Source organism: Pseudomonas benzenivorans (assembly GCF_024397895.1).
GTDB classification, from domain to species: domain Bacteria; phylum Pseudomonadota; class Gammaproteobacteria; order Pseudomonadales; family Pseudomonadaceae; genus Aquipseudomonas; species Aquipseudomonas benzenivorans_A.
This window is the reverse complement of sequence record NZ_CP073346.1, coordinates 1,664,683-1,690,121: the sequence shown is the minus strand read 5'-3', so window position 1 is coordinate 1,690,121 and position 25,439 is coordinate 1,664,683. Positions and strand designations below refer to the sequence as shown.

General features: G+C 60.0%; 16 protein-coding genes, 4 tRNA genes and 4 rRNA genes. 16 read left to right on the top strand and 8 right to left on the bottom strand.

Annotated elements, in window-relative coordinates; translation table 11 throughout:
- The first annotated feature begins 2 nt into the window (after positions 1-2).
- Positions 3-2,144: a 3'-5' exonuclease gene (locus KDW96_RS07995; RefSeq protein ID WP_255839893.1), complete on the top strand. Its 2,142-nt coding sequence runs from the start codon at positions 3-5 to the stop codon at positions 2,142-2,144.
- Positions 2,145-2,368: 224 nt separating this feature from the next.
- On the opposite strand, the gene KDW96_RS07990 is transcribed toward KDW96_RS07995, so the two are convergent.
- The 5 genes from KDW96_RS07990 to KDW96_RS07970 form a co-directional block, all read right to left on the bottom strand.
- Positions 2,369-3,169 carry a cyclic nucleotide-binding domain-containing protein gene (locus tag KDW96_RS07990; RefSeq protein WP_255839892.1) on the bottom strand — a complete coding sequence of 267 codons (801 nt, stop codon included), beginning with the start codon at positions 3,167-3,169 and terminating at the stop codon, positions 2,369-2,371.
- A gap of 105 nt (positions 3,170-3,274) precedes the next feature.
- Complete coding sequence (locus KDW96_RS07985; protein WP_255839891.1) at positions 3,275-3,547, bottom strand: TfoX/Sxy family protein; 273 nt, start codon at positions 3,545-3,547, stop codon at positions 3,275-3,277.
- A 52-nt stretch (positions 3,548-3,599) separates the two neighbouring features.
- The gene (locus tag KDW96_RS07980; RefSeq protein WP_255839890.1) at positions 3,600-4,349 is read right to left on the bottom strand and encodes a class I SAM-dependent methyltransferase; all 750 of its coding nucleotides are present in this window, start codon (positions 4,347-4,349) and stop codon (positions 3,600-3,602) included.
- 1 nt (position 4,350) lies between these two features.
- Positions 4,351-4,695: a pentapeptide repeat-containing protein gene (locus tag KDW96_RS07975; RefSeq protein ID WP_255839889.1), complete on the bottom strand. Its 345-nt coding sequence runs from the start codon at positions 4,693-4,695 to the stop codon at positions 4,351-4,353.
- Between the two features lie 78 nt (positions 4,696-4,773).
- Positions 4,774-6,336, bottom strand: coding sequence for a bifunctional aminoglycoside phosphotransferase/ATP-binding protein (locus KDW96_RS07970; RefSeq protein ID WP_255839888.1), 1,563 nt, complete (start codon positions 6,334-6,336; stop codon positions 4,774-4,776).
- Positions 6,337-6,454: 118 nt separating this feature from the next.
- On the opposite strand from KDW96_RS07970, the gene mrcB reads away from it, so the two are divergent.
- From mrcB to KDW96_RS07955, 3 genes are read left to right on the top strand one after another with little or no spacing between them, the layout of a single operon-like run.
- The gene (mrcB, locus tag KDW96_RS07965; protein ID WP_255839887.1) at positions 6,455-8,773 is read left to right on the top strand and encodes a penicillin-binding protein 1B; all 2,319 of its coding nucleotides are present in this window, start codon (positions 6,455-6,457) and stop codon (positions 8,771-8,773) included.
- A gap of 15 nt (positions 8,774-8,788) precedes the next feature.
- Entirely contained in the window at positions 8,789-9,490 is a 702-nt protein-coding gene (locus KDW96_RS07960; RefSeq protein ID WP_255839886.1) for a tetratricopeptide repeat protein, read from the top strand.
- Entirely contained in the window at positions 9,490-9,819 is a 330-nt protein-coding gene (locus KDW96_RS07955) for a YqcC family protein (RefSeq protein ID WP_255839885.1), read from the top strand. The genes KDW96_RS07960 and KDW96_RS07955 overlap by 1 nt, the downstream gene beginning before the upstream one ends.
- 16 nt (positions 9,820-9,835) lie before the next feature.
- On the opposite strand, the gene KDW96_RS07950 is transcribed toward KDW96_RS07955, so the two are convergent.
- Positions 9,836-10,270: a DUF4124 domain-containing protein gene (locus tag KDW96_RS07950; protein WP_255839884.1), complete on the bottom strand. Its 435-nt coding sequence runs from the start codon at positions 10,268-10,270 to the stop codon at positions 9,836-9,838.
- 401 nt (positions 10,271-10,671) lie between these two features.
- Between KDW96_RS07950 and KDW96_RS07945 the strand changes: the two genes are divergently transcribed.
- Both KDW96_RS07945 and ilvN read left to right on the top strand, forming a co-directional pair.
- On the top strand, positions 10,672-12,396 hold the full coding sequence (locus tag KDW96_RS07945) for an acetolactate synthase 3 large subunit (protein ID WP_255839883.1): 1,725 nt from the start codon (positions 10,672-10,674) through the stop codon (positions 12,394-12,396).
- Between the two features lie 2 nt (positions 12,397-12,398).
- Complete coding sequence (gene ilvN, locus KDW96_RS07940) at positions 12,399-12,890, top strand: acetolactate synthase small subunit (protein ID WP_213639261.1); 492 nt, start codon at positions 12,399-12,401, stop codon at positions 12,888-12,890.
- Positions 12,891-12,935: 45 nt separating this feature from the next.
- Here the strand turns inward: ilvN and KDW96_RS07935 are convergent, their stop codons facing one another.
- Positions 12,936-13,898 carry an IS1595 family transposase gene (locus KDW96_RS07935; RefSeq protein WP_255837515.1) on the bottom strand — a complete coding sequence of 321 codons (963 nt, stop codon included), beginning with the start codon at positions 13,896-13,898 and terminating at the stop codon, positions 12,936-12,938.
- Between the two features lie 88 nt (positions 13,899-13,986).
- Complete coding sequence (ilvY, locus tag KDW96_RS07930; protein ID WP_255839882.1) at positions 13,987-14,868, bottom strand: HTH-type transcriptional activator IlvY; 882 nt, start codon at positions 14,866-14,868, stop codon at positions 13,987-13,989.
- Positions 14,869-14,998: 130 nt separating this feature from the next.
- Here ilvY and ilvC point away from each other — a divergent pair, with 130 nt between their 5' ends.
- The 10 genes from ilvC to KDW96_RS07880 all read left to right on the top strand — a co-directional run bounded on the left by ilvC (position 14,999) and on the right by KDW96_RS07880 (position 25,235).
- Positions 14,999-16,015, top strand: coding sequence for a ketol-acid reductoisomerase (gene ilvC, locus KDW96_RS07925; protein WP_213639259.1), 1,017 nt, complete (start codon positions 14,999-15,001; stop codon positions 16,013-16,015).
- 155 nt (positions 16,016-16,170) lie between these two features.
- Positions 16,171-16,986 carry a CDP-diacylglycerol--serine O-phosphatidyltransferase gene (gene pssA, locus KDW96_RS07920; protein WP_255839881.1) on the top strand — a complete coding sequence of 272 codons (816 nt, stop codon included), beginning with the start codon at positions 16,171-16,173 and terminating at the stop codon, positions 16,984-16,986.
- Positions 16,987-17,873: 887 nt separating this feature from the next.
- Positions 17,874-19,410: ribosomal RNA gene (locus KDW96_RS07915) — 16S ribosomal RNA — on the top strand.
- A gap of 65 nt (positions 19,411-19,475) precedes the next feature.
- Positions 19,476-19,552, top strand: a tRNA-Ile gene (locus KDW96_RS07910).
- 31 nt (positions 19,553-19,583) lie between these two features.
- Positions 19,584-19,659 (top strand) — tRNA-Ala (locus KDW96_RS07905).
- A gap of 250 nt (positions 19,660-19,909) precedes the next feature.
- Positions 19,910-22,800: ribosomal RNA gene (locus KDW96_RS07900) — 23S ribosomal RNA — on the top strand.
- A gap of 141 nt (positions 22,801-22,941) precedes the next feature.
- Positions 22,942-23,057, top strand: a 5S ribosomal RNA gene (rrf, locus tag KDW96_RS07895).
- A gap of 392 nt (positions 23,058-23,449) precedes the next feature.
- A 16S ribosomal RNA gene (locus tag KDW96_RS07890) occupies positions 23,450-24,986 on the top strand.
- Together the 16S, 23S and 5S rRNA genes with 4 tRNA genes alongside form the textbook arrangement of a ribosomal RNA operon.
- 65 nt (positions 24,987-25,051) lie before the next feature.
- Positions 25,052-25,128: transfer RNA gene (locus KDW96_RS07885), tRNA-Ile, on the top strand.
- Positions 25,129-25,159: 31 nt separating this feature from the next.
- A tRNA-Ala gene (locus tag KDW96_RS07880) sits at positions 25,160-25,235 on the top strand.
- The last annotated feature ends 204 nt before the right edge of the window (positions 25,236-25,439 follow it).

Sequence of the window (25,439 nt, the reverse complement as noted above, 5' to 3'; positions counted from 1 at the left end):
TCATGCGGCCCCGGTTCAGGTACGCCGCCTGGCTGGGCGGGCTGGTGCTGCTGTTCGCGACCTTGCTCGGCCTGGCCGGGGCGGCGCTGTGGACGGACCTGAGCGCGGCCGAGCGCGCGGCCCTGCTGGCGTTGTCCGACGGCCGCGGGGCATTGCTGGTGGTGCTGGGGGGGCTGTTGCTGGTGCCGTTCGCCGTGATTTTGCGGGTTGCCCTGGCGGCCTACCCGGAGGCGGCGGCGCGCCTGGCCGAGGAAGTCGACATCATCCGCCGGGTCAACGGCGCACATCGCCTCACGCCAGGCGGCGCTCGGCCGGTGCGCCGCCTGGCGCGCGCGTTGAATGCCTTCGCCGAGGCCCATGGCGCCCTGCAGCAGGAGGTCAAGCAGCGCATCGGCGAGGCCAACGCCCGCCTCGAGGAGGAAAAGAACCGCCTGGCGGCCCTGATGTCGGAGCTCGCGCAAAGCGTGCTGGTGTGCAACCGCGAGGGGCGCATCCTGCTGTACAACAGTCGCGCCAGCCTGCTGCTGGAGCCGGGCCCCGGGCAGGCGGCGGGCACGCCGGTGGGCCTGGGCCGCTCGATCTTCGCCATCCTCGATCAGCGGCTGATCGTCCATGCCCTGGATCGCCTGCGGCAGCGCCTGGAGCAGCGCAGCCCGCGGCCGGTGGCCAGCTTCGTCACGGCCCGGGGCGCCCACCTGCTGCGCGCCCAGATGGTGCCGCTGCAGGATGCCCAGGGCGAACTGATCGGCTTCGTCCTGATCCTCGAGGACATCACCCGTTCGGTGGAGCTCAACAGCCGTCGCGACGCACTGTTGCTGCAACTCACCGAAGGCAGCCGCGCGGCCCTAGCCAACATCCGCGCCGCCGCCGAGACCGTACAGCAGTATCCGCAGATGGAGGCCGAGCAGCGTCAGCGCTTCGGCGCGGTGATCCTGGACGAGGCGCAGCGTCTGTCCGGGCAACTGCAGCAGGCACTGGCCCGGCACGCCGACATCCTGCGGCCGCAGTGGCCGCTGGAGGACATGCTGGCAAGCGATCTGCTGCTGGCCCTGCAGCGCAATTTCGATGCGGTACTGGGCGTCACCGCCCACTATGGGGGGGATGATCCGCCACTCTGGCTGAGTCTGGACAGTTATTCCCTGGTGCAGGCCATGACCCAGCTGATGGGGGCCCTGGCCAGTAGCTGTGACGTACGCGAGGTCGAGCTGGAGCTGGCCGGTGAGGGCGGCTTCGCCCGATTGGGGCTGCGCTGGCAAGGACCTGGGCTGGAGCCGGAGCGACTGCACGAGTGGGAAGAGCGTCCGTTCAGCCTGGGCGGGGACGATCCGGGTGCCTCGACCCTGCGCGAGGTGCTGGAACGTCATGCGGGCGAACTCTGGTGCCAGAGCGACCGCAGCGCCGGCACCGCGCGCCTGTGCCTGCAGTTGCCGATCATCGAGCCGCAGCCGCTGGAACCCTCGTCGACGCCGGATCACGGGCGTCCGGTGTATTACGACTTCGACCTGTTCAGCCAGCCGGGGCAGACCCCGGAGCTGGATGAGCGGCCCCTGGGTGAGTTGGCCTATACGGTGTTCGACACCGAGACCACCGGGCTGGCGCCGTCAGAGGGCGACGAGATCATCTCGATCGGTGCGGTGCGCATTGTCAACGGCCACCTGCTCAAGCAGGAGTGTTTCGAGCAGCTGATCGATCCGCGTCGCTCGATTCCCCGTGAGTCGCAGCAGGTGCATGGCTTGACCCCGGAGTTGCTCGCCGGCCAGCCGGCCATCGCCCAGGTGCTGCCGCTGTTCCAGCGCTTCGCCGAAGACACGGTGCTGGTCGCGCACAACGCCGCGTTCGACATGCGCTTCCTGCAGCTCAAGGAAGAACAGACCGGCGTGCGCTTCATCCAGCCGGTGCTCGACACCCTGTTGCTGTCGGCCCTGGTCCATCCCGGGCACGGCGCCGACGAGCATCGTCTCGAGCAGATCGCCGCTCGCCTGGGGGTGCAGGTGGTCGGCCGGCATACCGCCCTGGGCGACGCCATGGTCACCGGCGAGGTGTTTCTCAGGCTGCTGCCCCTGCTCGCCGAGCAGGGCATCCACACCCTTCGGCAGGCCCGCGAGGCCTCGCAGAAGAGCTTCTACGCCAAGCTCCGGTATTGAGCCGGGCTGGCGCGGGCACGGAAAAGCGGGCAAAAAAAGACCCGGCATGCGCCGGGTCAATAACCGTGTTTAGCCTGATGAGGAGATAATCTGAAGAGTCCGACTGCTGGGCCCTTGAGCTTATCGGCTGATCTCGCGATCAGTTGATTGAATAATAGCGATTCTCATTTGCATGTCAACGTTTTTCGCCCAACGCCTCGCGACGCCGTTCGTCGAGTCGGCGACTAGAGTGCCATCGTCGGTAGGCGCAGCTGGGTGATTTCCTTGTTCATCAGGTCGATGCGCCTGGCCATGCTTTCGATCAGGCTGTGGGCGATCCGCGGGTTGCTCTGCATCAGGCTGAGGAACTGGTCCTTGGGGATCACCATCACCGTGCAGGGCTCGGTCGCGACGACCGTGGCACTGCGTTTCTCCCGGGTGAACACGGCCATGGCGCCGAAGATCTCGTCCTTCTGCACGTCACCGACCTTGTGCCCGTCGACGATGGCCTCGGCGTGGCCCTCGATGATGATGAACACGTGCTCGGCCGCGTCGCCCTGGTGGATCAGCTCTTCGCCGGCGGCAAAGTGCTGGAAACCGGTGGAGGTGCGCAATTCCGGCTGCTTGAGCCGCGCCAGCGCGTCGGAGAGCAGGGCGGTATGGCCGATCAGGTACTGGATGAACAGTTCCTGGCGATGCTCGCTGGCGTAGATGTGCTGGAACACGTCGCCGCGGGCATAGGGAATCAGGCTGAGCGGCTCTTCGCTGCGGTAACGACAACTGGGCAGGTCGATACCCTGGCGCAGGCCGACCAGGTCGCCCTCCTGCAGATAGAACAGCGGGCGTTCATCGACCAGGGCGTGCAGCAGGCCGTCGGCTATGATGAAGAGCTGATTGCTCGGCAGCGCCGGCGCCAGGTCTTCGACCTGCTCCAGCTGCAACGGCGCGCCGCAAGGCTCCAGACCGTCCAGCAACTGGGCGGGGATGCTCTGCAGTCGACTGATCAGCTGGTCGGCGTAAGCCGGTTGCTCCCCGAGTAAATACATGAGCGTAATTCCTTGAACTGACTGGACTGGCGAAGCGCACGGACGGCCCTGACACAATAGGTGGCGCCCGGTTCCCGGTAAATCCCCGTCGGTGGAGGATGTGAGCTAGCTCTTGTTGTGCGCCGCGCAGGCGTCGAGCTGGCCGTTCAGTTCTGCCTTGTGGGCGGGCGGCAGTTCGTTCCAGTGAATATTCAGCAGCGCGCCCTCGATCGCGTACAGCAGCACCTTGGAGGCGCGAAACCCGCGCGCCCGGACGGCGCGGTAGGCGCTTACCGCCCCCAGGCGGCGCAGGTCGCTGGCACTGTGGATGCCCGCAGCATGCAGCCACTGGGCCGAAGTCTTGCCAAGATTCTTCAAATGTTGCAGTTCGTCGTTCATCAGGCCTCCTTGCGTCGCGCAGTCGCGAAGCTGAATAACGAATGGAAGTCGATCAGCGTGCTATGCCTGCCAGGAAGTGTAGCGGCCAGCGGACCGGGCGTGGCTGTTTGCTATCGCCCCAGGCCCGTCGCAGTGCCGGTGTCAGTTCGGCAACCGGATCGCGACCGTGCTGCCGCTCCCAGCGTTGGACTGCCGACCAGGTACGCAGGTAGCCGGTCAGCTGATCGAGGTTCCAGACCGCCTCGAGGGCCAGGTCGGGTACCGCGATGCCGGGCAGCGGAAGCGCGATGTCGCGGTAGCCGGCTTCGACGCTGGCGCGCCCGTCCAGCCAGTAGCCCGCCAGGGTATTGCCATAGAAGTTCTCGATCAGCGTGTCGAGTCGGCTGTCGATCCGCGTCAGGCCGTAGCACCAGGCGCAGAACAGGCCGTCGGGTTTGAGCAGGCGCCTGACCTCGGCGAAGAACGCCGGGCTGGCGAACCAGTGCAGGGCCTGGGCGACCACTATCAGGTCGAGGCTGGCTGTGGCCAGGGGCAGTGCGCTGGCGTCGGCGGCGAAGCGCTGGATGCCCTGCCAGTCGCGGCCGGCGTGCAGCTGCTCGAGGCTGGCGTCGCAGGCCAGCACCTGGGCGAAGTGCCGGCGCAGCGGGTGGCTGGCCTGGCCGTTGCCGCAGGCGATGTCGAGGGCGCGCAGGCGCTGCGGGCTGTGCTGGGCCAGCCAGTCGAACAAGGCGTCCGGGTATTGCGGGCGGTAGTTGGCGTAGGCCTCGGCGCCGGCACCGAACAGCGCGCTGATCTCGCTCATGCTAGCGGGTCCGGTAGCGCAGGCGTGTTCCGAAGTTGACGGACATCAGCAGCTCATCGGCGGACAGGTCGGCGGGAAAGTAGGCCCCGGAAATCTGCGCATGGGCCAGGCTCGCCCCTTCCAGGCGCGCCTGGCGCAGGTCCAGGCCGCGCAGGTCGGTGCCGCGGAAATAGGCGTCGCTGAAGTTGATGCCCTGGGCATCCAGGGCGCGTAGATCGAGGCCGCGGAAGTCGCCCCCGCTGAGGTCGACTTCGACGTCCTGGGGGCGCTGGGCATTGAAGCCGGCGATGTTCTCCTCGCGCAGCAGGCGGTAGAGCGGACTATCGAGTTGGCACGGCTGGCTCATGGGGATGCCTTCCTGGGTGGCGTTCCCCGCCAGTATAGAAGCCGCGCCGCGATCTGCCCGCGGCTGTCCTGGTGGCGCTTAGAGCCCCGGCAGGCGCTGACGAATCTGCTTCACCAGGCTGTCCAGGCTGGCGCCTTCGTGGGTGTCGACGCGCTTGCTGTTGGCCTGTTCATCCTCGCTTAGCGGCTCGCGGCTGGCCTGCTGGGCCTGAATCACCTCCAGGGTGGCGTCGGAGGGGTCGATGCCGGCGGCCTGGCGCTGGCTCAGCCAGCTGGCGATCACGTCCTGCGGCGCGTGGCAGTCGAGGATCAGGAAGGGCACGGCGTTGGCCTCGGCGATCTGCCAGGCGGCCTTGCGCTGCGCCTGCTTGAGGTAGGTGGCGTCGATCACCACCGGGAAGCCGGCATGCAGGCCGATTTCGGCCAGCTGGTGCAGGCGCTGGTAGGTGGCGGTGCTGGCGTCCTGACTGTAGATGCCGGCGCTCAGTTGCCCCTGGTCGCCGCTCGGCTGCTCGCCGAACAGACGCTTGCGTTCCACATCCGAGCGCAGGCGCACGGCACCCAGGGCCTCGACCAGGCGCATGGCCACGGAGCTCTTGCCGACCGCGGACACCCCATGGGTGATTGCCAGGAAAGGGGTGGGGATGGCGCTGTAGCTTTCCGCCAGGGTGGCGTAGCGCCGGTACTGGCGCAGGATCACTGCACGCTGCACGGCATCCTGCTCCTGACCTAGGCGGAACAGCGCGACCTTGCCGCGGACCATGGCGCGATAGGCCTTGTAGAAGTTCAGCAGTTCCAGCGCGGCATAGTCGCCGGTGTACTCCAGCCAGGTGCTGACGAAGCGCCGTGACAAGCACTTCAGACCGCGGTCCTCCAGATCCATGGCGAGGAAGGCGGCGTCGGAGATGATGTCGATCAGGCGGAAGGGTTCGTTGAACTCGATGCAGTCGAACAGCACCACCTGGCCATCGAGCAGGGTCACGTTGCCCAGGTGGATATCGCCGTGGCATTCGCGAATGAAGCCCTCGGCCTTGCGCTGGTCGAGCAGCGGCATCAGGCGCGCGTAGCTGCTCTCGGCCCAGGCCTGAAGGGCGTCGAGCTGCTGCAGGTCGGTCGGGTCGGAGAGCAGCGGGCGGATCTGCTCGAAGTTCTGCAGCACCGGCGCCATGACCGCCTGCGCGCTGCCGAGCTCATGCGCCTGAGGCACCTGCGGGGCCTTGAGGTGGAACTCGGCGATCTGCCGGGCCAGTGCCTCGATATGGCTCTCGCTCAGTTCGCCGCGGCCCTGCACCTCGCCGAGCAGCTGGTCCTGGGGGAACTGGCGCATCTTCAGCGCGTATTCGATGACCGGGCCCTCGCCGGACAGCTGCGGGGCCTCTTCGCTGCCGCTGATCGGCAAGACTTCCAGGTACAGGCCCTGGGTCAGGCGCTGGTTGAGGCGCAGTTCTTCGTTGCAGAAGTGCTCGCGCGCCGCCAGTTCGGTGAAGTCGAGGAAGCCGAAATTCACCGGCTTCTTGACCTTGTAGGCGTAGGGGCCGGTCAGCAGGACCCAGGAGATATGCGTCTCGATGACCTGGAACCCGTCTACCGGGTGCGGGTAGAGGGCCGGGTTCTGCAGGGCGGCGATCAGGGCTTGGCTCACGGGCGATCCTTGGCGTTCGGTCTAATTGAGAGGAGGGCATTATGGCCGCTGTGAGCCGCTCTGCAAACCGCCGGGCAGCGCCTGCTCGGGCCCGGCAAAGTGCGTATAATGCCGCGCCATGACTCGTACCCGATCCCCCCGTCCCCGTTCCAAACGCCGCTCGCGCGGCCCGCGCCCCTGGCTTGGCTGGATTTTCAAGCTTGGCTTGGTTGGCTTGGTCATTGTGGCCGGCTTCGCCGTCTACCTCGACGCCGTGGTGCAGGAGAAGTTCTCCGGCAAGCGCTGGACCGTGCCCGCCAAGGTCTACGCCAGGCCGCTCGAGCTGTTCGTCGGGCAGAAACTGACCAAGGATGACTTTCTCAAGGAGCTGGATGCCCTCGGCTATCGCCTTGAGGGCGCGGTCAGCGGTCCGGGCGCCGTGTCGGTGGCCGGCAACAGCATCGAGTTGCACAGCCGCGGCTTCCAGTTCTACGAGAGCGCAGAACCGTCCCAGCGCGTGCGGGTGCGTTTTTCCGGCGACTACGTCGCCGGCCTGACCCAGGCCAACGGCGCCAACCTGGCGGTGGCGCGGCTGGAGCCGATGCTGATCGGTGGCCTCTACCCGGCGCATCAGGAAGACCGCGTGCTGATCAAGCTCGAGCAGGTGCCGCCCTACCTGGTGGAAACCCTGGTGGCGGTAGAGGATCGCGAGTTCTTCAACCACTTCGGCGTCTCGCCCAAGGGCATCGCCCGTGCGGTCTGGATCAACGCCACGGCGGGGCAATTGCGCCAGGGCGGCAGTACCCTGACCCAGCAGCTGGTGAAGAACTTCTACCTGACCAACGAGCGCAGCCTGACCCGCAAGGCCACCGAAGCCATGATGGCGGTGCTGCTGGAGTTGCATTACGACAAAGAGGACATCCTCGAGGCCTACCTCAACGAGGTCTTCCTCGGCCAGGATGGTCAGCGCGCGGTGCACGGCTTCGGCCTGGCCAGCCAGTACTTCTTCAGCCAGCCGCTGAACGAACTGAAGCTCGACCAGGTCGCGTTGCTGGTGGGCATGGTCAAGGGCCCGACCTACTACAACCCGCGGCGCAATCCCGAGCGCGCCCTGGAACGGCGCAATCTGGTCCTCGATGTGCTGGTCGAGCAGGGTGTGGTGAGCGCCGAGGAAGCGGCTGCGGCCAAGGCCAAGCCGCTCGGTGTCACCCAGCGCGGCAGTCTGGCGGACAGCTCCTTCCCGGCGTTCCTCGATCTGGTCAAGCGCCAGCTGCGCGAGGACTACCGGGAGGCCGACCTGACCGAAGAGGGCCTGCGCATCTTCACCAGCTTCGACCCGATTCTTCAGCTCAAGGCCGAGAATGCCCTGGCCGAGTCCTTGAAGCGCCTGTCCGGTCGCAAGGGTGTGGACCAGGTGGAGGCCGGCATGGTGGTCACCAACCCGGAAACCGGCGAGGTGCAGGCCCTGATCGGCAGCCGGCAGCCGCGCTTCGCTGGCTTCAACCGGGCGCTGGATGCGCTGCGGCCGATCGGCTCGCTGATCAAGCCGGCGATCTACCTGACCGCTCTGGAGCGCCCCAGCCAGTTCACCCTGACCAGCCTGCTGGAGGATCAACCCTTCTCCATCAAGGGCCAGGACGGTCAGGTCTGGCGCCCGCAGAACTATGACCGCAAGGCCCACGGTACCATTTACCTGTATCAGGGCCTGGCCAACTCCTACAACCTGTCCACCGCCAAGCTCGGCCTGGAACTGGGCGTGCCGAACGTGCTCAAAACCCTTGAGCGTCTCGGTGTCGAGCGCAAGTGGCCGGCCTACCCCTCGATGCTGCTGGGGGCCGGTGCCTTGACGCCGATGGAGGTAGCGGACATGTACCAGACCTTGGCCAACGGTGGCTTCAATACGCCATTGCGCGGCATTCGCAGCGTGCTGACCGCCGAGGGCGAACCGCTCAAACGCTATCCCTACCAGATTCAGCAGCGCTTTGATGCGGGGGCGATCTACCTGCTGCAGAACGCCATGCAGCGCACCATGCGCGAAGGTACTGGCCGCTCGGTGTACAGCCAGTTGTCCAGTTCCCTGAACCTGGCCGGCAAGACCGGGACCAGCAACGACTCGCGCGACAGCTGGTTCGCCGGGTTCAGCCAGGATCTGCTCGCCGTGGTGTGGCTCGGTCGGGATGACAACGGGCCGACGCCATTGACCGGCGCCACCGGAGCCCTGCAGGTCTGGACCAACTTTATGGGCAAGGCCGATCCACTGCCACTGGACATGCCGCTGCCGGACAACGTGGTGCAGGCCTGGGTCGACGCCCACAGCGGCCAGGGCTCCGATCCCAGCTGCCCGAATGCCGTGCAGATGCCGTATATTCGAGGGAGTGAGCCGGTGCCGGGGCCGGGCTGTGGAATACAGGCGCCGGTTGATTCGGTGATGGACTGGGTTCGGGGCTGGTTGGATTAAGTGAGAGGAAGCAAAGTGAGCAAGTGGTGGATTCCAGCTGTAACAGCCTCGGTGGTGCTGGGTGGTTGCGCCAGTGTGCCGCGTGGTTCGATCCCGGTGGTCGACTCCAGCGGATCGGTCTACGAGCAGCAAGAGGGCAGTGGTGGCAGTTATGGCCAGCCGGCCGCCCAGCCGCAAACCCTCCCGCAGGATTCGGGGGTGGTGGTGATGGTGCCCCAGGGTGCCGGCAGCGCTGCACCTATTCAGACCTTTCCGGCGCCCAGTGCGCCGATCGGTGGCGTCATCGAGAGCCCGCCGCTGGATACCGGCGAACCGTTGGGTGGTTACAGCGCGCCGGCCCCTTCGATGCCCAGCGGTATTCCTAGTAACGGTGGCCTGGCCGCCGACGAGCAACTCGATGGCCCGGTGCTGGCGTTGCTGACCACGGCCCAGCAGCAGCAGAGCAGTGGTGACCTGAATGGTGCGGCTTCCAGCCTGGAGCGCGCACAGCGAATCGCCCCGCGCGAGCCGCAGGTGCTCTATCGGCTGGCCGAGGTGCGTCTGGCCCAGGGCGATGCGGCGCAGGCCGAGCAATTCGCCCGTCGCGGCCTGAGCTACGCCAGTGGTCGCCCGGCCTTGCAGGCCAGTCTGTGGAACCTGATCGCCCAGGCGCGGGAGCGTCAGGGCGATCCGGCCGGCGCCGCGCAGGCGCGTGAGCGCGCGCGGGTCAGTCTCTGATGGATGCGCGCGTACCTGCTATCGCAGAGCAGCTTCTGCTGATCGAACGTGAATTGCGTTTGCAGGGCTGGTGGTCCGAGACCCCTCCCAGCGAGCAGGCGCTGGCCAGTCAGCAGCCCTTCTGTGTCGACAGCATGGCCTTCGAACAGTGGCTGCAATGGGTATTCCTACCGCGCATGAAGCAGATGCTCGAGACCGAGGCGCAGCTGCCTAGCGTCTCGGGAATCCGGCCTATGGCCGAGCAGGTCTACAGTGCCCGTGCTGAGCAGGCCGCGGAGCTGATTCGGGCGTTGGGCGAGTTTGATCGGCTGATCGGCGGCGCGGCCTGAGGCCGCGTCGAGGGCGCTATTTGCAGTTCTCGGCAATCGACTTCTGCGCCGCGCTGATGCGCTGCTGACGCTCTTCTTCGCTCAGGCGGCGCACCTCGCCGTCAACCTCTTCGCGCACGCGCGGGTTGTTCTGCAGTTGCGCCAGGTTGGTGCGCACGCTTTCGCAGTATTTCTTGCGCTCAGCTTCCTTGGCGGCGACCTGCTGCTTCACTTTCTCATCGATCGCGGCCTGCTCGGGGTCGGCAATGCTCTGGAAGGTGGGTGCAGCCTTGGCTTCGGCCGGCTTGGGCGGCGGCGCAGCGGTATTGATGGTGGTGGCCTGCTCGCCTTGTGGCGGTTGCGCGCTGAAGTGGGTGACACCCTGGGCGTCGACCCACTTGTACACCTGGCTGGCCGTGGCGGTTGCGCTCAGGGCGAGCAGCAAGCTGCTGATGAGGATTGTGCGGCGCATGCTGTTTCCTTTTGATGTGCTGCGAAGGCTGGGGGTTACTATAACCAAATCGGCCGAATCTTCATCCTGCGCCACGTCACAGCAGAAGATTGCCGAATCCGTTACGGATCACTTGACTTGCCCTCGCCGAATCCGAACAATCCCACGTTCGCTGTAGTGGAGTCCGCCGCAAGTGTCCTCCAGCTCAGCAACAAGAGGCGCTACCCGTGCCGATCCGTGTTACCCGCAACGCGTTACCTCGCGCTGGGAGGGCCAGTCCCCCAAGACCATGGGCTGTTCCGTTACTCGTCATGCCGACGTTCAGAGTTCACGATCACAGTCGTGCAAGTCCGCTGACCAGTAAGACCTACTAAGAGTCACTCGTTGTCGGGTGGCATTCTGGCGTTCAAGAGGTGAACAACGTGGAGCTTTTATCCGGCGCTGAAATGGTCGTCCGCTTTTTGCGTGACGAAGGCGTAAAGAACATCTATGGGTACCCGGGCGGTGCTCTGCTGCATATCTACGATGCCCTGTTCAAGGAACCGGAGGTCAATCACATCCTGGTTCGCCACGAACAAGCGGCAACTCATATGGCTGACGGTTACGCCCGCGCCACCGGCAAGGCCGGTGTAGTGCTGGTGACCTCCGGGCCAGGCGCGACCAACGCCATCACCGGTATCGCCACGGCCTACATGGATTCCATTCCGATGGTGGTGCTGTCCGGCCAGGTGCCGAGCAACATGGTCGGTACCGATGCCTTCCAGGAAACCGACATGATCGGTATCTCCCGGCCGATCGTGAAGCACAGCTTCATGATCAAGCACGCCTCCGAGATTCCCGAGGTGATGAAGAAGGCCTTCTATCTCGCCCAGTCCGGCCGTCCCGGCCCGGTGGTCGTGGATATCCCGAAGGACATGACCAACCCGGCGGAAAAATTCGAGTACGTGTACCCGAAGAAGGCCAAGCTGCGCTCCTACACCCCGGCCATGCGCGGGCATTCGGGCCAGATTCGCAAGGCAGCCGAAATGCTCCTGAGCGCCAAGCGCCCGGTGATCTACTCCGGTGGTGGCGTGATCATGGGTGGAGCTGCGGCACCGTTGACCGAGCTGGCGCAGATGCTCAATCTGCCGGTGACCAACACCCTGATGGGCCTGGGCGGCTACCCCGGCGGCGACCGCCAGTTCCTCGGTATGCTCGGCATGCACGGCAGCTACACCGCCAACCTGGCGATGCACCATGCCGACGTGATCCTGGCCGTCGGCGCGCGTTTCGACGACCGGGTGATCAATGGCGCCGGCAAGTTCTGCCCGAATGCCAAGATCATCCACATCGACATCGACCCGGCTTCGATCTCCAAGACCATCAAGGCCGACATCCCGATCGTCGGGCCGGTCGAAAGCGTACTGACCGAGATGGTCGCGATCCTCAAGGAAATCGGCGAGAGCCCGAGCAAAGAGGCGCTGTCCAGCTGGTGGAAGCAGATCGAGGAGTGGCGTGGCAGCCGCGGCATGTTCCCTTACGACAAGGGCGACGGCAGCATCATCAAGCCGCAAACCGTGATCGAGACCCTGAGCGAAGTGACCCAGGGCGACGCCTTCGTCACCTCTGACGTCGGTCAGCACCAGATGTTTGCCGCGCAGTACTACCGCTTCAACAAGCCCAATCGCTGGATCAACTCCGGTGGCCTCGGCACCATGGGCTTCGGCTTGCCGGCGGCGATGGGTGTCAAGCTGAGCTTCCCGGATGACCATGTGGCCTGTGTGACCGGTGAAGGCAGTATCCAGATGAACATCCAGGAGCTGTCGACCTGCCTGCAGTACGGCCTGCCGGTGAAGATCGTCAACCTGAACAACGGCGCCCTCGGCATGGTGCGCCAATGGCAGGACATGATGTACAGCAGCCGTCACTCGCATTCCTACATGGAGTCGTTGCCGGACTTCGTCAAGCTGGCCGAGGCCTATGGTCATGTCGGCATGCGCATTACCGAGCTGAAAGACCTGAAGCCGATGATGGAGCAGGCCTTCGCGATGAAGGATCGCCTGGTGTTCCTCGATATCCAGGTCGACACCAGTGAGCACGTCTATCCGATGCAGATCAAAGACGGGGCGATGCGCGATATGTGGCTGAGCAAGACGGAGCGGACCTAACCATGCGACACATCATTTCCCTGCTGCTGGAAAACGAGCCCGGCGCATTGTCCCGCGTGGTGGGCCTGTTCTCGCAACGCAACTACAACATCGAAAGTCTGACCGTGGCGCCAACCGAAGACCCGACTCTGTCGCGGTTGACGCTCACCACAGTTGGTCACGATGAAGTAATCGAGCAGATCACCAAGAACCTCAACAAGCTGATCGAGGTGGTTAAGCTGGTGGATCTGTCGGAAAGCGCCCATATCGAGCGCGAACTGATGCTGGTCAAGGTCAAGGCTACCGGCGCCCAGCGCGCCGAGGTCAAGCGCACCACCGACATCTTCCGTGGGCAGATCGTCGACGTGAACACCAGCGTCTACACCATTCAACTGGCCGGCACGAGCGACAAGCTGGACAGCTTCATTCAGGCCGTCGGCACCGCGTCGATCCTGGAAACCGTACGCAGCGGCGTCACCGGCATCGCCCGGGGCGACAAGGTGCTGAGTATCTGACAGCCATGCTGAAGAAAGCCCCGCCCAGTGCGGGGTTTTTTTTGGCTATGTACCAATAGCGTGTTGCAGGGTTCTGCCTACCGCCTCCTGAATGCAGTGAGCCGGCCGAATATTCCGCTGATAGCGCTCTAGCATGCGGCGCCAGCCCAGGTAATTCGGGAGGTAGCGGGTGGCCACGCCGTGAAAGCGGGTCATCCAGCTCTTCAAGCGGCTGTGGTAGGCGTTGACGTTCTGAATATGGAAAGCGCCTTGGCGCACTCGCTGGCCGGGGCGGGCATGCACGACCTGATGGGTGATGCCCTGTGCCCGGGCAAAGCTGGCATAGACTGCCGCCCCGTCACTGCAGAGCACGGCCTCCCGGTCGATCAGCGGCATCAACGCCTCTCGCACATGATTGGCATCGAGCTTGGCCAACTTGAAGTCAGCGGTGTGGCCCTCCCGGTCGCGCACCACCATCACCGGGATCTGGTCTTTACCCGTGCCGCGGGTCACGCTCACCCCACCTCGTTTACGGGGCGGCCGAGGCAACTGCCTCTGGCCCTTGAAGGACTCCAGAAAGAACGTCTCATCCACTTCGACAATCCCTGCCTCATGCGTGGCGTGATGCTCAGCCGCTGCAGCCAGGAAGCGGTGCCTCCAGAGGAAAGCGGTGTTTTTGCTGATGCCGCATGCCTGGGCCGCCTTGCGCACGCTAAGCCCGTCAATCAGTGCCTGGGCGTAGTCTTTCCAGCGTTCGGGGTAGTGCAGGCGGGCAAGGCCTGTTGCTGAGCGCGCGGTGCAAGTCCGTCGACAACTACGGCAACGATAGCGGCGCAGACTGCGCGACCAACCCCAGGGCGCAAGCTGATTCGCATTGGTCTGGCAATGCGGGCAACGCTGCAGCGCCGGCAGGCAATCGAGCACTTCTGTCGCCGGCGGGTTCCGCAGTGCCTGATGAAGCGTAGATTTCTGATGGGCGCTGAGTTGGCTCAGTTGAGCCAGCCAGTGGTGAAAGGCTTGAGTATCCATAATCGGCAGACCTCCTGATTGGAACTCTGCCGTTTAGATTAGTACTCGCAACACATCGTTGGTACATAGCCTTTTTTTTCGCCGCAGATTATTGCTGGCGATTCCAGAAGGCCGCGATCAGCGGGTCCTTGAGGCGCTTTTGCAGTGCGAACAGGCCGATATCGTAGGCGGTCAATGGCGGCTGAATGTCGTAGATGCGAATGCGTGCGGTCAGCGGGCTGTTGTCGAGCACGATCTGCGGCACCACGCCTATGCCGAACCCCAGACTCACCATGCTCACGATTGCTTCGTTGCCGCTCACCTGGGCGTATATGCGCGGTTTGATGTTGTGGCTTTTCAGCCACCGGTCGGTCCGGGTTCTGGCCAGGCCTTCTTCCGATAGGATCATCGGCACATCTTTCCAGCTTTCCGCGTCGGGGTGGATCAGCTGGTCCTCGGTCAGTAGCTGTGGCGACTGCGGGCCGATGAAGCGCAGCTCGGAGCGAGTGATCGACTGAAAATCGATGCCGGCGGGTAGGTTGTCGGGGCGGGCGCCGATGGCAAGGTCTTCCAGTCCTTGCTGCACGCGTTCGACGGCTCTTGCCGGGTCGCCGGTGTGCAGCTTCATTTCGATTCGCGGGTAGTCCTGTCGAAAGCTGCTGAGGATGTCGTAGAGGAAGCTGTAGCTGGCCGTGACGGAGCAGTAGAGGGAGAGTTCGCCGTGCAGAACCAGCTGGTCCTGCCGGAAAGCCTGGCGAATGGCCTGCCAGCCATTCATGACCTCGCTGGCGTACTCGCGGAACTGCTGCCCCTCGCGGGTCAGCCGGACCGAGCGATTGTCGCGCAGGAACAGCGGTGCGCCGAGTTCATCTTCCAGCTGCTTGATGCAGCGACTGAGTGCGGAGGGGCTGACGTGCTGCTCGCGGCTGGTTTTGCCGAAGTGAAGGTTGTCTGCCAGGGCAAGAAAGAGCTTGAGGGTGTGGCTGTCCATGGTTGTTTCTTGTTTCGGCATGTTGTGTTGCAAATATATCATTTTACGCAACGGTGCGGATCACTTAAGGTGCTTCCTGTCACGGTGCCTTTGCGCGCCGCTCCTTTTTCGATTTAAAAGAGCCAAGAACATGAAAGTTTATTACGACAAAGACTGCGACCTCTCCATCATCCAGGGCAAGAAAGTCGCCATCATCGGCTACGGCTCCCAGGGTCACGCTCAGGCCTGCAACCTGAAGGATTCCGGCGTCGACGTCACCATCGGCCTGCGCAAGGGCTCGAGCACCGTTGCCAAGGCCGAGGCTCACGGCCTCAAGGTCACCGATGTCGCCTCCGCCGTAGCGGCCGCCGACCTGGTGATGATCCTCACTCCGGACGAGTTCCAGGGTCAGCTGTACAAGAACGAGATCGAGCCGAACATCAAGCAGGGTGCAACCCTGGCCTTCTCCCACGGCTTCGCCATCCACTACAACCAGGTGGTGCCGCGTGCCGATCTGGACGTGATCATGATCGCGCCGAAGGCGCCGGGTCACACCGTGCGTTCCGAATTCGTCAAGGGCGGTGGTATCCCTGACCTGATCGCGATCTACCAGGATGCATCCGGCAACGCCAAGAACGTCGCCCTGTCCTACGCTTCCGGCGTCGGCGGCGGCCGTACCGGCATCATCGAAACCACCTTCAAGGACGAGACCGAAACCGACCTGTTCGGCGAGCAGGCCGTTCTCTGTGGCGGTTGCGTCGAGCTGGTCAAGGCCGGTTTCGAAACCCTGGTCGAAGCCGGTTATGCCCCGGAAATGGCCTACTTCGAGTGCCTGCACGAGCTGAAGCTGATCGTCGACCTGATGTACGAAGGCGGCATCGCCAACATGAACTACTCGATCTCCAACAACGCCGAGTACGGCGAGTACGTGACCGGTCCGGAAGTGATCAACGAAGAATCGCGCAAGGCCATGCGCAACGCCCTGAAGCGCATTCAGGATGGCGAGTACGCCAAGATGTTCATCAGCGAAGGTGCTACCAACTACCCGTCGATGACCGCCAAGCGCCGCAACAATGCGGCACATGGCATCGAGATCATCGGCGAGCAGCTGCGCTCGATGATGCCGTGGATCTCCGCCAACAAGATCGTCGACAAGAGCAAGAACTAAGTCCTGTCGGTGTCAGAAAAACGCGGCCTTGGCCGCGTTTTTTCGTTCTGTTGCATGGCTTCTGGTATAAAGCCTGATTGCCGAGTCAGGGCGCTGGCCAGTTGGTACTGCCGGTGTCTGGCGAAATTCTCCCTATACGTTGCAAGGTGTTGTTCATGAGCGAGCGTCCAGAAGAGCCGAACGCGGCCCCCGACGAAGAGAGCCTGCTGCCCATCGATGAGCATATCGAGGAAGGCCATGATGACGAGGGGCGCAAGGTTCGTCATCGTGGGGTCTACCTGTTGCCCAACCTGTTCACCACGGCGAACTTGTTTGCGGGCTTCTACGCCATCATCAATGCCATGAACGGCAACTTCTACGTGGCGGCCGCCACCGTGTTCGTGGCGATGGTGCTGGACGGTCTTGATGGCCGCGTGGCGCGCTTGACCAATACACAGAGCGCTTTTGGTGCCGAGTATGACTCCTTGTCCGACATGGTGGCCTTCGGTGTGGCGCCGGCACTGCTGGCGTTCGAGTGGGCCCTGGGCAGCATGGGCAAGGTGGGCTGGATGGTGGCGTTCATCTATGTTGCCGGTGCGGCGTTGCGCCTGGCGCGCTTCAATACCCAGATTGGCACCACCGACAAGCGCTACTTCATCGGGTTGGCCAGCCCTGCCGCGGCGGGTGTGGTGGCTGGTACGGTCTGGGCCTTCAGCGACTTCGGCATTCAGGGCTCGAACATGGCGTTCGGCGTTGCGGTGCTGGTCGCGGCTGCGGGCATGCTGATGGTCAGCAATATCAAGTACTACAGCTTCAAGGATCTGGATCTGAAGGGGCGCGTGCCTTTTGTCGCGATTCTGGCAGTCGTGCTGCTGTTCGCCGTGGTGTTCAGTGATCCGCCGCGGATCCTGTTGATCATGTTCCTGGCCTATGCGGCCTCCGGTCCGCTGCAATACCTCCTGCAGTTGCGTCGCCGCAAGTCTGTAAAGTGATCTGATCACTTGTCGACGCCGCTGGTTGTATTGGCGGTGTCGGCAAGTCTGCGTTAGGCGCACGTTGTATCCCGCCTTCTGTTTCCTCTGTCTGTGCGTTGCCGATGCTATGCCTGGAGTCAATGCGGATCTATGGCTCCCTTCCGTTACTGCACTTCAACGGTGCGGCTAATCATAGATTTAGCTTCTTTCAGGCGAGGTCGGAGCAGTAGCCGCTGAGTGCTCGGAGACAATGCCTGCGTCGCTGGGTTTCGACTGGCGTGGCCAGGGGGGCAGCAGGTTGCGTGGCGCCCAGTCGCTGTTTCGGTTACGGCTTAGATAAACTTTCGAAAAAGCGTTGACCTTAGCTTCGTCGGGCCTATAATGCGCGCCTTCTCCGGCGCAGGCCTCTCGTAAAAGTATTTGTAAAACAGATACTTATATTTAAGTGAGGGGTTGCAAAGCAGCGCAGGCTGCGTAGAATGCGCCGGGCTGACAGGGTGGTTTGTTGATCCTGTCGGTGCTTCGGTCGAGTGGCTCGAAAGCGGTTGCAAGAGGTGGTTGACAGCGGTTTTGAACGCTGTAGAATTCGCCTCCCGCTGACGAGAAGCTGAAGGTTGATCGGAGGCGCAAGTGGTTGAAGTAGAAAAGAAATTTTCGAAACTGCTTGACGGAAGATGGGGCTGCTGTAGAATGCGCGCCTCGGTTGAGACGAAAGACTTAACCAACTGTTCTTTAACAACTGAATCAAGCAATTCGTGTGGGTGCTTGTGAGGTAAGACTGGTAGTCAACTGATTATCAGCATCACAAAGCAACACTCGTTAATTCGAGAGTTAACTCTTACTTCGGTAAGAGGTTTGCGATTGCTGAGCCAAGTTTAGGGTTTTCTCAAAACCCAAGCAGTATTGAACTGAAGAGTTTGATCATGGCTCAGATTGAACGCTGGCGGCAGGCCTAACACATGCAAGTCGAGCGGATGAGGGTAGCTTGCTACCTGATTCAGCGGCGGACGGGTGAGTAATGCCTAGGAATCTGCCTGGTAGTGGGGGACAACGTTTCGAAAGGAACGCTAATACCGCATACGTCCTACGGGAGAAAGTGGGGGATCTTCGGACCTCACGCTATCAGATGAGCCTAGGTCGGATTAGCTAGTTGGTGAGGTAATGGCTCACCAAGGCGACGATCCGTAACTGGTCTGAGAGGATGATCAGTCACACTGGAACTGAGACACGGTCCAGACTCCTACGGGAGGCAGCAGTGGGGAATATTGGACAATGGGCGAAAGCCTGATCCAGCCATGCCGCGTGTGTGAAGAAGGTCTTCGGATTGTAAAGCACTTTAAGTTGGGAGGAAGGGTTGTAACCTAATACGTTGCAATTTTGACGTTACCGACAGAATAAGCACCGGCTAACTCTGTGCCAGCAGCCGCGGTAATACAGAGGGTGCAAGCGTTAATCGGAATTACTGGGCGTAAAGCGCGCGTAGGTGGTTTGTTAAGTTGGATGTGAAAGCCCCGGGCTCAACCTGGGAACTGCATCCAAAACTGGCAAGCTAGAGTACGGTAGAGGGTGGTGGAATTTCCTGTGTAGCGGTGAAATGCGTAGATATAGGAAGGAACACCAGTGGCGAAGGCGACCACCTGGACTGATACTGACACTGAGGTGCGAAAGCGTGGGGAGCAAACAGGATTAGATACCCTGGTAGTCCACGCCGTAAACGATGTCAACTAGCCGTTGGGTTCCTTGAGAACTTAGTGGCGCAGCTAACGCATTAAGTTGACCGCCTGGGGAGTACGGCCGCAAGGTTAAAACTCAAATGAATTGACGGGGGCCCGCACAAGCGGTGGAGCATGTGGTTTAATTCGAAGCAACGCGAAGAACCTTACCTGGCCTTGACATCTACAGAACTTTCCAGAGATGGATTGGTGCCTTCGGGAACTGTAAGACAGGTGCTGCATGGCTGTCGTCAGCTCGTGTCGTGAGATGTTGGGTTAAGTCCCGTAACGAGCGCAACCCTTGTCCTTAGTTACCAGCACGTTATGGTGGGAACTCTAAGGAGACTGCCGGTGACAAACCGGAGGAAGGTGGGGATGACGTCAAGTCATCATGGCCCTTACGGCCAGGGCTACACACGTGCTACAATGGTCGGTACAAAGGGTTGCCAAGCCGCGAGGTGGAGCTAATCCCATAAAACCGATCGTAGTCCGGATCGCAGTCTGCAACTCGACTGCGTGAAGTCGGAATCGCTAGTAATCGTGAATCAGAATGTCACGGTGAATACGTTCCCGGGCCTTGTACACACCGCCCGTCACACCATGGGAGTGGGTTGCACCAGAAGTAGCTAGTCTAACCGCAAGGGGGACGGTTACCACGGTGTGATTCATGACTGGGGTGAAGTCGTAACAAGGTAGCCGTAGGGGAACCTGCGGCTGGATCACCTCCTTAATCGACGACACCAGCTTCCTTATAAGCTCCCACACGAATTGCTTGATTCATTGCGAAAGACGATTGGGTCTGTAGCTCAGTTGGTTAGAGCGCACCCCTGATAAGGGTGAGGTCGGCAGTTCGAATCTGCCCAGACCCACCAATTGTTGTGGGGTTTGGCCTTGTACGAATATGGGGCCATAGCTCAGCTGGGAGAGCGCCTGCCTTGCACGCAGGAGGTCAGCGGTTCGATCCCGCTTGGCTCCACCACTTACAGCGCCGTTGTGTAGAGTTCAGAAATGAACATTCCTGAAATGCTCAGTTGAATGTTGATTTCTGGTCTTTGACCAGTACGAAAATCGTTCTTTAAAAATTTGGGTATGTGATAGAAGTGACTGATTAATTACTTTCACTGGTAATTAGTTTGGTCAAGGTAAAATTTGCGTTGTTCTCAAGTGCAAATTTTCGGCGAATGTCGTCTTCACGTTAGAGACAGTAACCAGATTGCTTGGGGTTATATGGTCAAGTGAAGAAGCGCATACGGTGGATGCCTTGGCAGTCAGAGGCGATGAAAGACGTGGTAGCCTGCGAAAAGCTTCGGGGAGTCGGCAAACAGACTTTGATCCGGAGATCTCTGAATGGGGGAACCCACCCAGCATAAGCTGGGTATCCTGCACTGAATACATAGGTGTAGGAGGCGAACCAGGGGAACTGAAACATCTAAGTACCCTGAGGAATAGAAATCAACCGAGATTCCCTTAGTAGTGGCGAGCGAACGGGGACTAGCCCTTAAGCTTCTTTGATTTTAGCGGAACGCTCTGGAAAGTGCGGCCATAGTGGGTGATAGCCCTGTACGCGAAAGGATCTTAGAAGTGAAATCGAGTAGGACGGAGCACGAGAAACTTTGTCTGAATATGGGGGGACCATCCTCCAAGGCTAAATACTACTGACTGACCGATAGTGAACCAGTACCGTGAGGGAAAGGCGAAAAGAACCCCGGAGAGGGGAGTGAAATAGAACCTGAAACCGTATGCGTACAAGCAGTGGGAGCCTACTTTGTTGGGTGACTGCGTACCTTTTGTATAATGGGTCAGCGACTTATATTCAGTGGCGAGCTTAACCGAATAGGGGAGGCGTAGCGAAAGCGAGTCTTAATAGGGCGTTTAGTCGCTGGGTATAGACCCGAAACCGGGCGATCTATCCATGGGCAGGTTGAAGGTTAGGTAACACTGACTGGAGGACCGAACCGACTACCGTTGAAAAGTTAGCGGATGACCTGTGGATCGGAGTGAAAGGCTAATCAAGCTCGGAGATAGCTGGTTCTCCTCGAAAGCTATTTAGGTAGCGCCTCGTGTATCACTGCTGGGGGTAGAGCACTGTTTCGGCTAGGGGGTCATCCCGACTTACCAAACCGATGCAAACTCCGAATACCAGCAAGTGTCAGCACGGGAGACACACGGCGGGTGCTAACGTCCGTCGTGAAAAGGGAAACAACCCAGACCGTCAGCTAAGGTCCCAAAGTTATGGTTAAGTGGGAAACGATGTGGGAAGGCTTAGACAGCTAGGAGGTTGGCTTAGAAGCAGCCACCCTTTAAAGAAAGCGTAATAGCTCACTAGTCGAGTCGGCCTGCGCGGAAGATGTAACGGGGCTCAAACCATACACCGAAGCTACGGGTTCAACGTAAGTTGAGCGGTAGAGGAGCGTTCTGTAAGCCTGTGAAGGTGAGTTGAGAAGCTTGCTGGAGGTATCAGAAGTGCGAATGCTGACATGAGTAACGACAATGCGAGTGAAAAACTCGCACGCCGAAAGACCAAGGTTTCCTGCGCAACGTTAATCGACGCAGGGTGAGTCGGCCCCTAAGGCGAGGCAGAAATGCGTAGTCGATGGGAAACGGGTTAATATTCCCGTACTTCTAGTTACTGCGATGGAGGGACGGAGAAGGCTAGGCCAGCACGGCGTTGGTTGTCCGTGTTTAAGGTGGTAGGCAGAGTGCTTAGGTAAATCCGGGTGCTTAATGCCGAGAGCTGATGACGAGCGTTCTTTTAGAATGCGAAGTGGTTGATGCCATGCTTCCAGGAAAAGCTTCTAAGCTTCAGGTAACTAGGAACCGTACCCCAAACCGACACAGGTGGTTAGGTAGAGAATACCAAGGCGCTTGAGAGAACTCGGGTGAAGGAACTAGGCAAAATGGCACCGTAACTTCGGGAGAAGGTGCGCCGGTGAGGGTGAAGCATTTACTGCGTAAGCTCATGCCGGTCGAAGATACCAGGCCGCTGCGACTGTTTATTAAAAACACAGCACTCTGCAAACACGAAAGTGGACGTATAGGGTGTGACGCCTGCCCGGTGCCGGAAGGTTAATTGATGGGGTTAGCTAACGCGAAGCTCTTGATCGAAGCCCCGGTAAACGGCGGCCGTAACTATAACGGTCCTAAGGTAGCGAAATTCCTTGTCGGGTAAGTTCCGACCTGCACGAATGGCGTAACGATGGCGGCGCTGTCTCCACCCGAGACTCAGTGAAATTGAAATCGCTGTGAAGATGCAGTGTATCCGCGGCTAGACGGAAAGACCCCGTGAACCTTTACTATAGCTTTGCACTGGACTTTGAGTTTACTTGTGTAGGATAGGTGGGAGGCTTTGAAGCGTGGACGCCAGTTCGCGTGGAGCCAACCTTGAAATACCACCCTGGTAACCTTGAGGTTCTAACTCTGGTCCGTTATCCGGATCGAGGACAGTGTATGGTGGGTAGTTTGACTGGGGCGGTCTCCTCCTAAAGAGTAACGGAGGAGTACGAAGGTGCGCTCAGACCGGTCGGAAATCGGTCGTAGAGTATAAAGGCAAAAGCGCGCTTGACTGCGAGACAGACACGTCGAGCAGGTACGAAAGTAGGTCTTAGTGATCCGGTGGTTCTGTATGGAAGGGCCATCGCTCAACGGATAAAAGGTACTCCGGGGATAACAGGCTGATACCGCCCAAGAGTTCATATCGACGGCGGTGTTTGGCACCTCGATGTCGGCTCATCACATCCTGGGGCTGAAGCCGGTCCCAAGGGTATGGCTGTTCGCCATTTAAAGTGGTACGCGAGCTGGGTTTAGAACGTCGTGAGACAGTTCGGTCCCTATCTGCCGTGGACGTTTGAGATTTGAGAGGGGCTGCTCCTAGTACGAGAGGACCGGAGTGGACGAACCTCTGGTGTTCCGGTTGTCACGCCAGTGGCATTGCCGGGTAGCTATGTTCGGAAAAGATAACCGCTGAAAGCATCTAAGCGGGAAACTTGCCTCAAGATGAGATCTCACTGGAGCCTTGAGCTCCCTGAAGGGCCGTCGAAGACTACGACGTTGATAGGTGGGGTGTGTAAGCGCTGTGAGGCGTTGAGCTAACCCATACTAATTGCCCGTGAGGCTTGACCATATAACACCCAAACAATTTGTTGTTTGTGTGCTCGATGGCTGAAGTCGACAACAAACCGAAAATTTGCCAGAACACGCAATACCACGACATCACATACCCAATTCGGGGAAGCGCCTTAACCGCGAATCCCCTGCTGAATTGCTTGACGACCATAGAGCGTTGGAACCACCTGATCCCATCCCGAACTCAGTAGTGAAACGATGCATCGCCGATGGTAGTGTGGGGTTTCCCCATGTGAGAGTAGGTCATCGTCAAGCACCTATCCCAAACCCCCGATCCGCGCAAGCGGGTCGGGGGTTTGCTTTTAGTGAAAGCCTAAGTTTTGTACTTGGGCGTGAAGCTAAAAGCTGGCGAAAGCCGCTAAGTTTCACCAAGCGGTTGAAGTAGAAAAGAAATTTTCGAAACTGCTTGACGGAAGATGAGGCTGCTGTAGAATGCGCGCCTCGGTTGAGACGAAAGACTTAACCAACTGTTCTTTAACAACTGAATCAAGCAATTCGTGTGGGTGCTTGTGAGGTAAGACTGGTAGTCAACTGATTATCAGCATCACAAAGCAACACTCGTTAATTCGAGAGTTAACTCTTACTTCGGTAAGAGGTTTGCGATTGCTGAGCCAAGTTTAGGGTTTTCTCAAAACCCAAGCAGTATTGAACTGAAGAGTTTGATCATGGCTCAGATTGAACGCTGGCGGCAGGCCTAACACATGCAAGTCGAGCGGATGAGGGTAGCTTGCTACCTGATTCAGCGGCGGACGGGTGAGTAATGCCTAGGAATCTGCCTGGTAGTGGGGGACAACGTTTCGAAAGGAACGCTAATACCGCATACGTCCTACGGGAGAAAGTGGGGGATCTTCGGACCTCACGCTATCAGATGAGCCTAGGTCGGATTAGCTAGTTGGTGAGGTAATGGCTCACCAAGGCGACGATCCGTAACTGGTCTGAGAGGATGATCAGTCACACTGGAACTGAGACACGGTCCAGACTCCTACGGGAGGCAGCAGTGGGGAATATTGGACAATGGGCGAAAGCCTGATCCAGCCATGCCGCGTGTGTGAAGAAGGTCTTCGGATTGTAAAGCACTTTAAGTTGGGAGGAAGGGTTGTAACCTAATACGTTGCAATTTTGACGTTACCGACAGAATAAGCACCGGCTAACTCTGTGCCAGCAGCCGCGGTAATACAGAGGGTGCAAGCGTTAATCGGAATTACTGGGCGTAAAGCGCGCGTAGGTGGTTTGTTAAGTTGGATGTGAAAGCCCCGGGCTCAACCTGGGAACTGCATCCAAAACTGGCAAGCTAGAGTACGGTAGAGGGTGGTGGAATTTCCTGTGTAGCGGTGAAATGCGTAGATATAGGAAGGAACACCAGTGGCGAAGGCGACCACCTGGACTGATACTGACACTGAGGTGCGAAAGCGTGGGGAGCAAACAGGATTAGATACCCTGGTAGTCCACGCCGTAAACGATGTCAACTAGCCGTTGGGTTCCTTGAGAACTTAGTGGCGCAGCTAACGCATTAAGTTGACCGCCTGGGGAGTACGGCCGCAAGGTTAAAACTCAAATGAATTGACGGGGGCCCGCACAAGCGGTGGAGCATGTGGTTTAATTCGAAGCAACGCGAAGAACCTTACCTGGCCTTGACATCTACAGAACTTTCCAGAGATGGATTGGTGCCTTCGGGAACTGTAAGACAGGTGCTGCATGGCTGTCGTCAGCTCGTGTCGTGAGATGTTGGGTTAAGTCCCGTAACGAGCGCAACCCTTGTCCTTAGTTACCAGCACGTTATGGTGGGAACTCTAAGGAGACTGCCGGTGACAAACCGGAGGAAGGTGGGGATGACGTCAAGTCATCATGGCCCTTACGGCCAGGGCTACACACGTGCTACAATGGTCGGTACAAAGGGTTGCCAAGCCGCGAGGTGGAGCTAATCCCATAAAACCGATCGTAGTCCGGATCGCAGTCTGCAACTCGACTGCGTGAAGTCGGAATCGCTAGTAATCGTGAATCAGAATGTCACGGTGAATACGTTCCCGGGCCTTGTACACACCGCCCGTCACACCATGGGAGTGGGTTGCACCAGAAGTAGCTAGTCTAACCGCAAGGGGGACGGTTACCACGGTGTGATTCATGACTGGGGTGAAGTCGTAACAAGGTAGCCGTAGGGGAACCTGCGGCTGGATCACCTCCTTAATCGACGACACCAGCTTCCTTATAAGCTCCCACACGAATTGCTTGATTCATTGCGAAAGACGATTGGGTCTGTAGCTCAGTTGGTTAGAGCGCACCCCTGATAAGGGTGAGGTCGGCAGTTCGAATCTGCCCAGACCCACCAATTGTTGTGGGGTTTGGCCTTGTACGAATATGGGGCCATAGCTCAGCTGGGAGAGCGCCTGCCTTGCACGCAGGAGGTCAGCGGTTCGATCCCGCTTGGCTCCACCACTTACAGCGCCGTTGTGTAGAGTTCAGAAATGAACATTCCTGAAATGCTCAGTTGAATGTTGATTTCTGGTCTTTGACCAGTACGAAAATCGTTCTTTAAAAATTTGGGTATGTGATAGAAGTGACTGATTAATTACTTTCACTGGTAATTAGTTTGGTCAAGGTAAAATTTGCGTTGTTCTCAAGTGCAAATTTTCGGCGAAT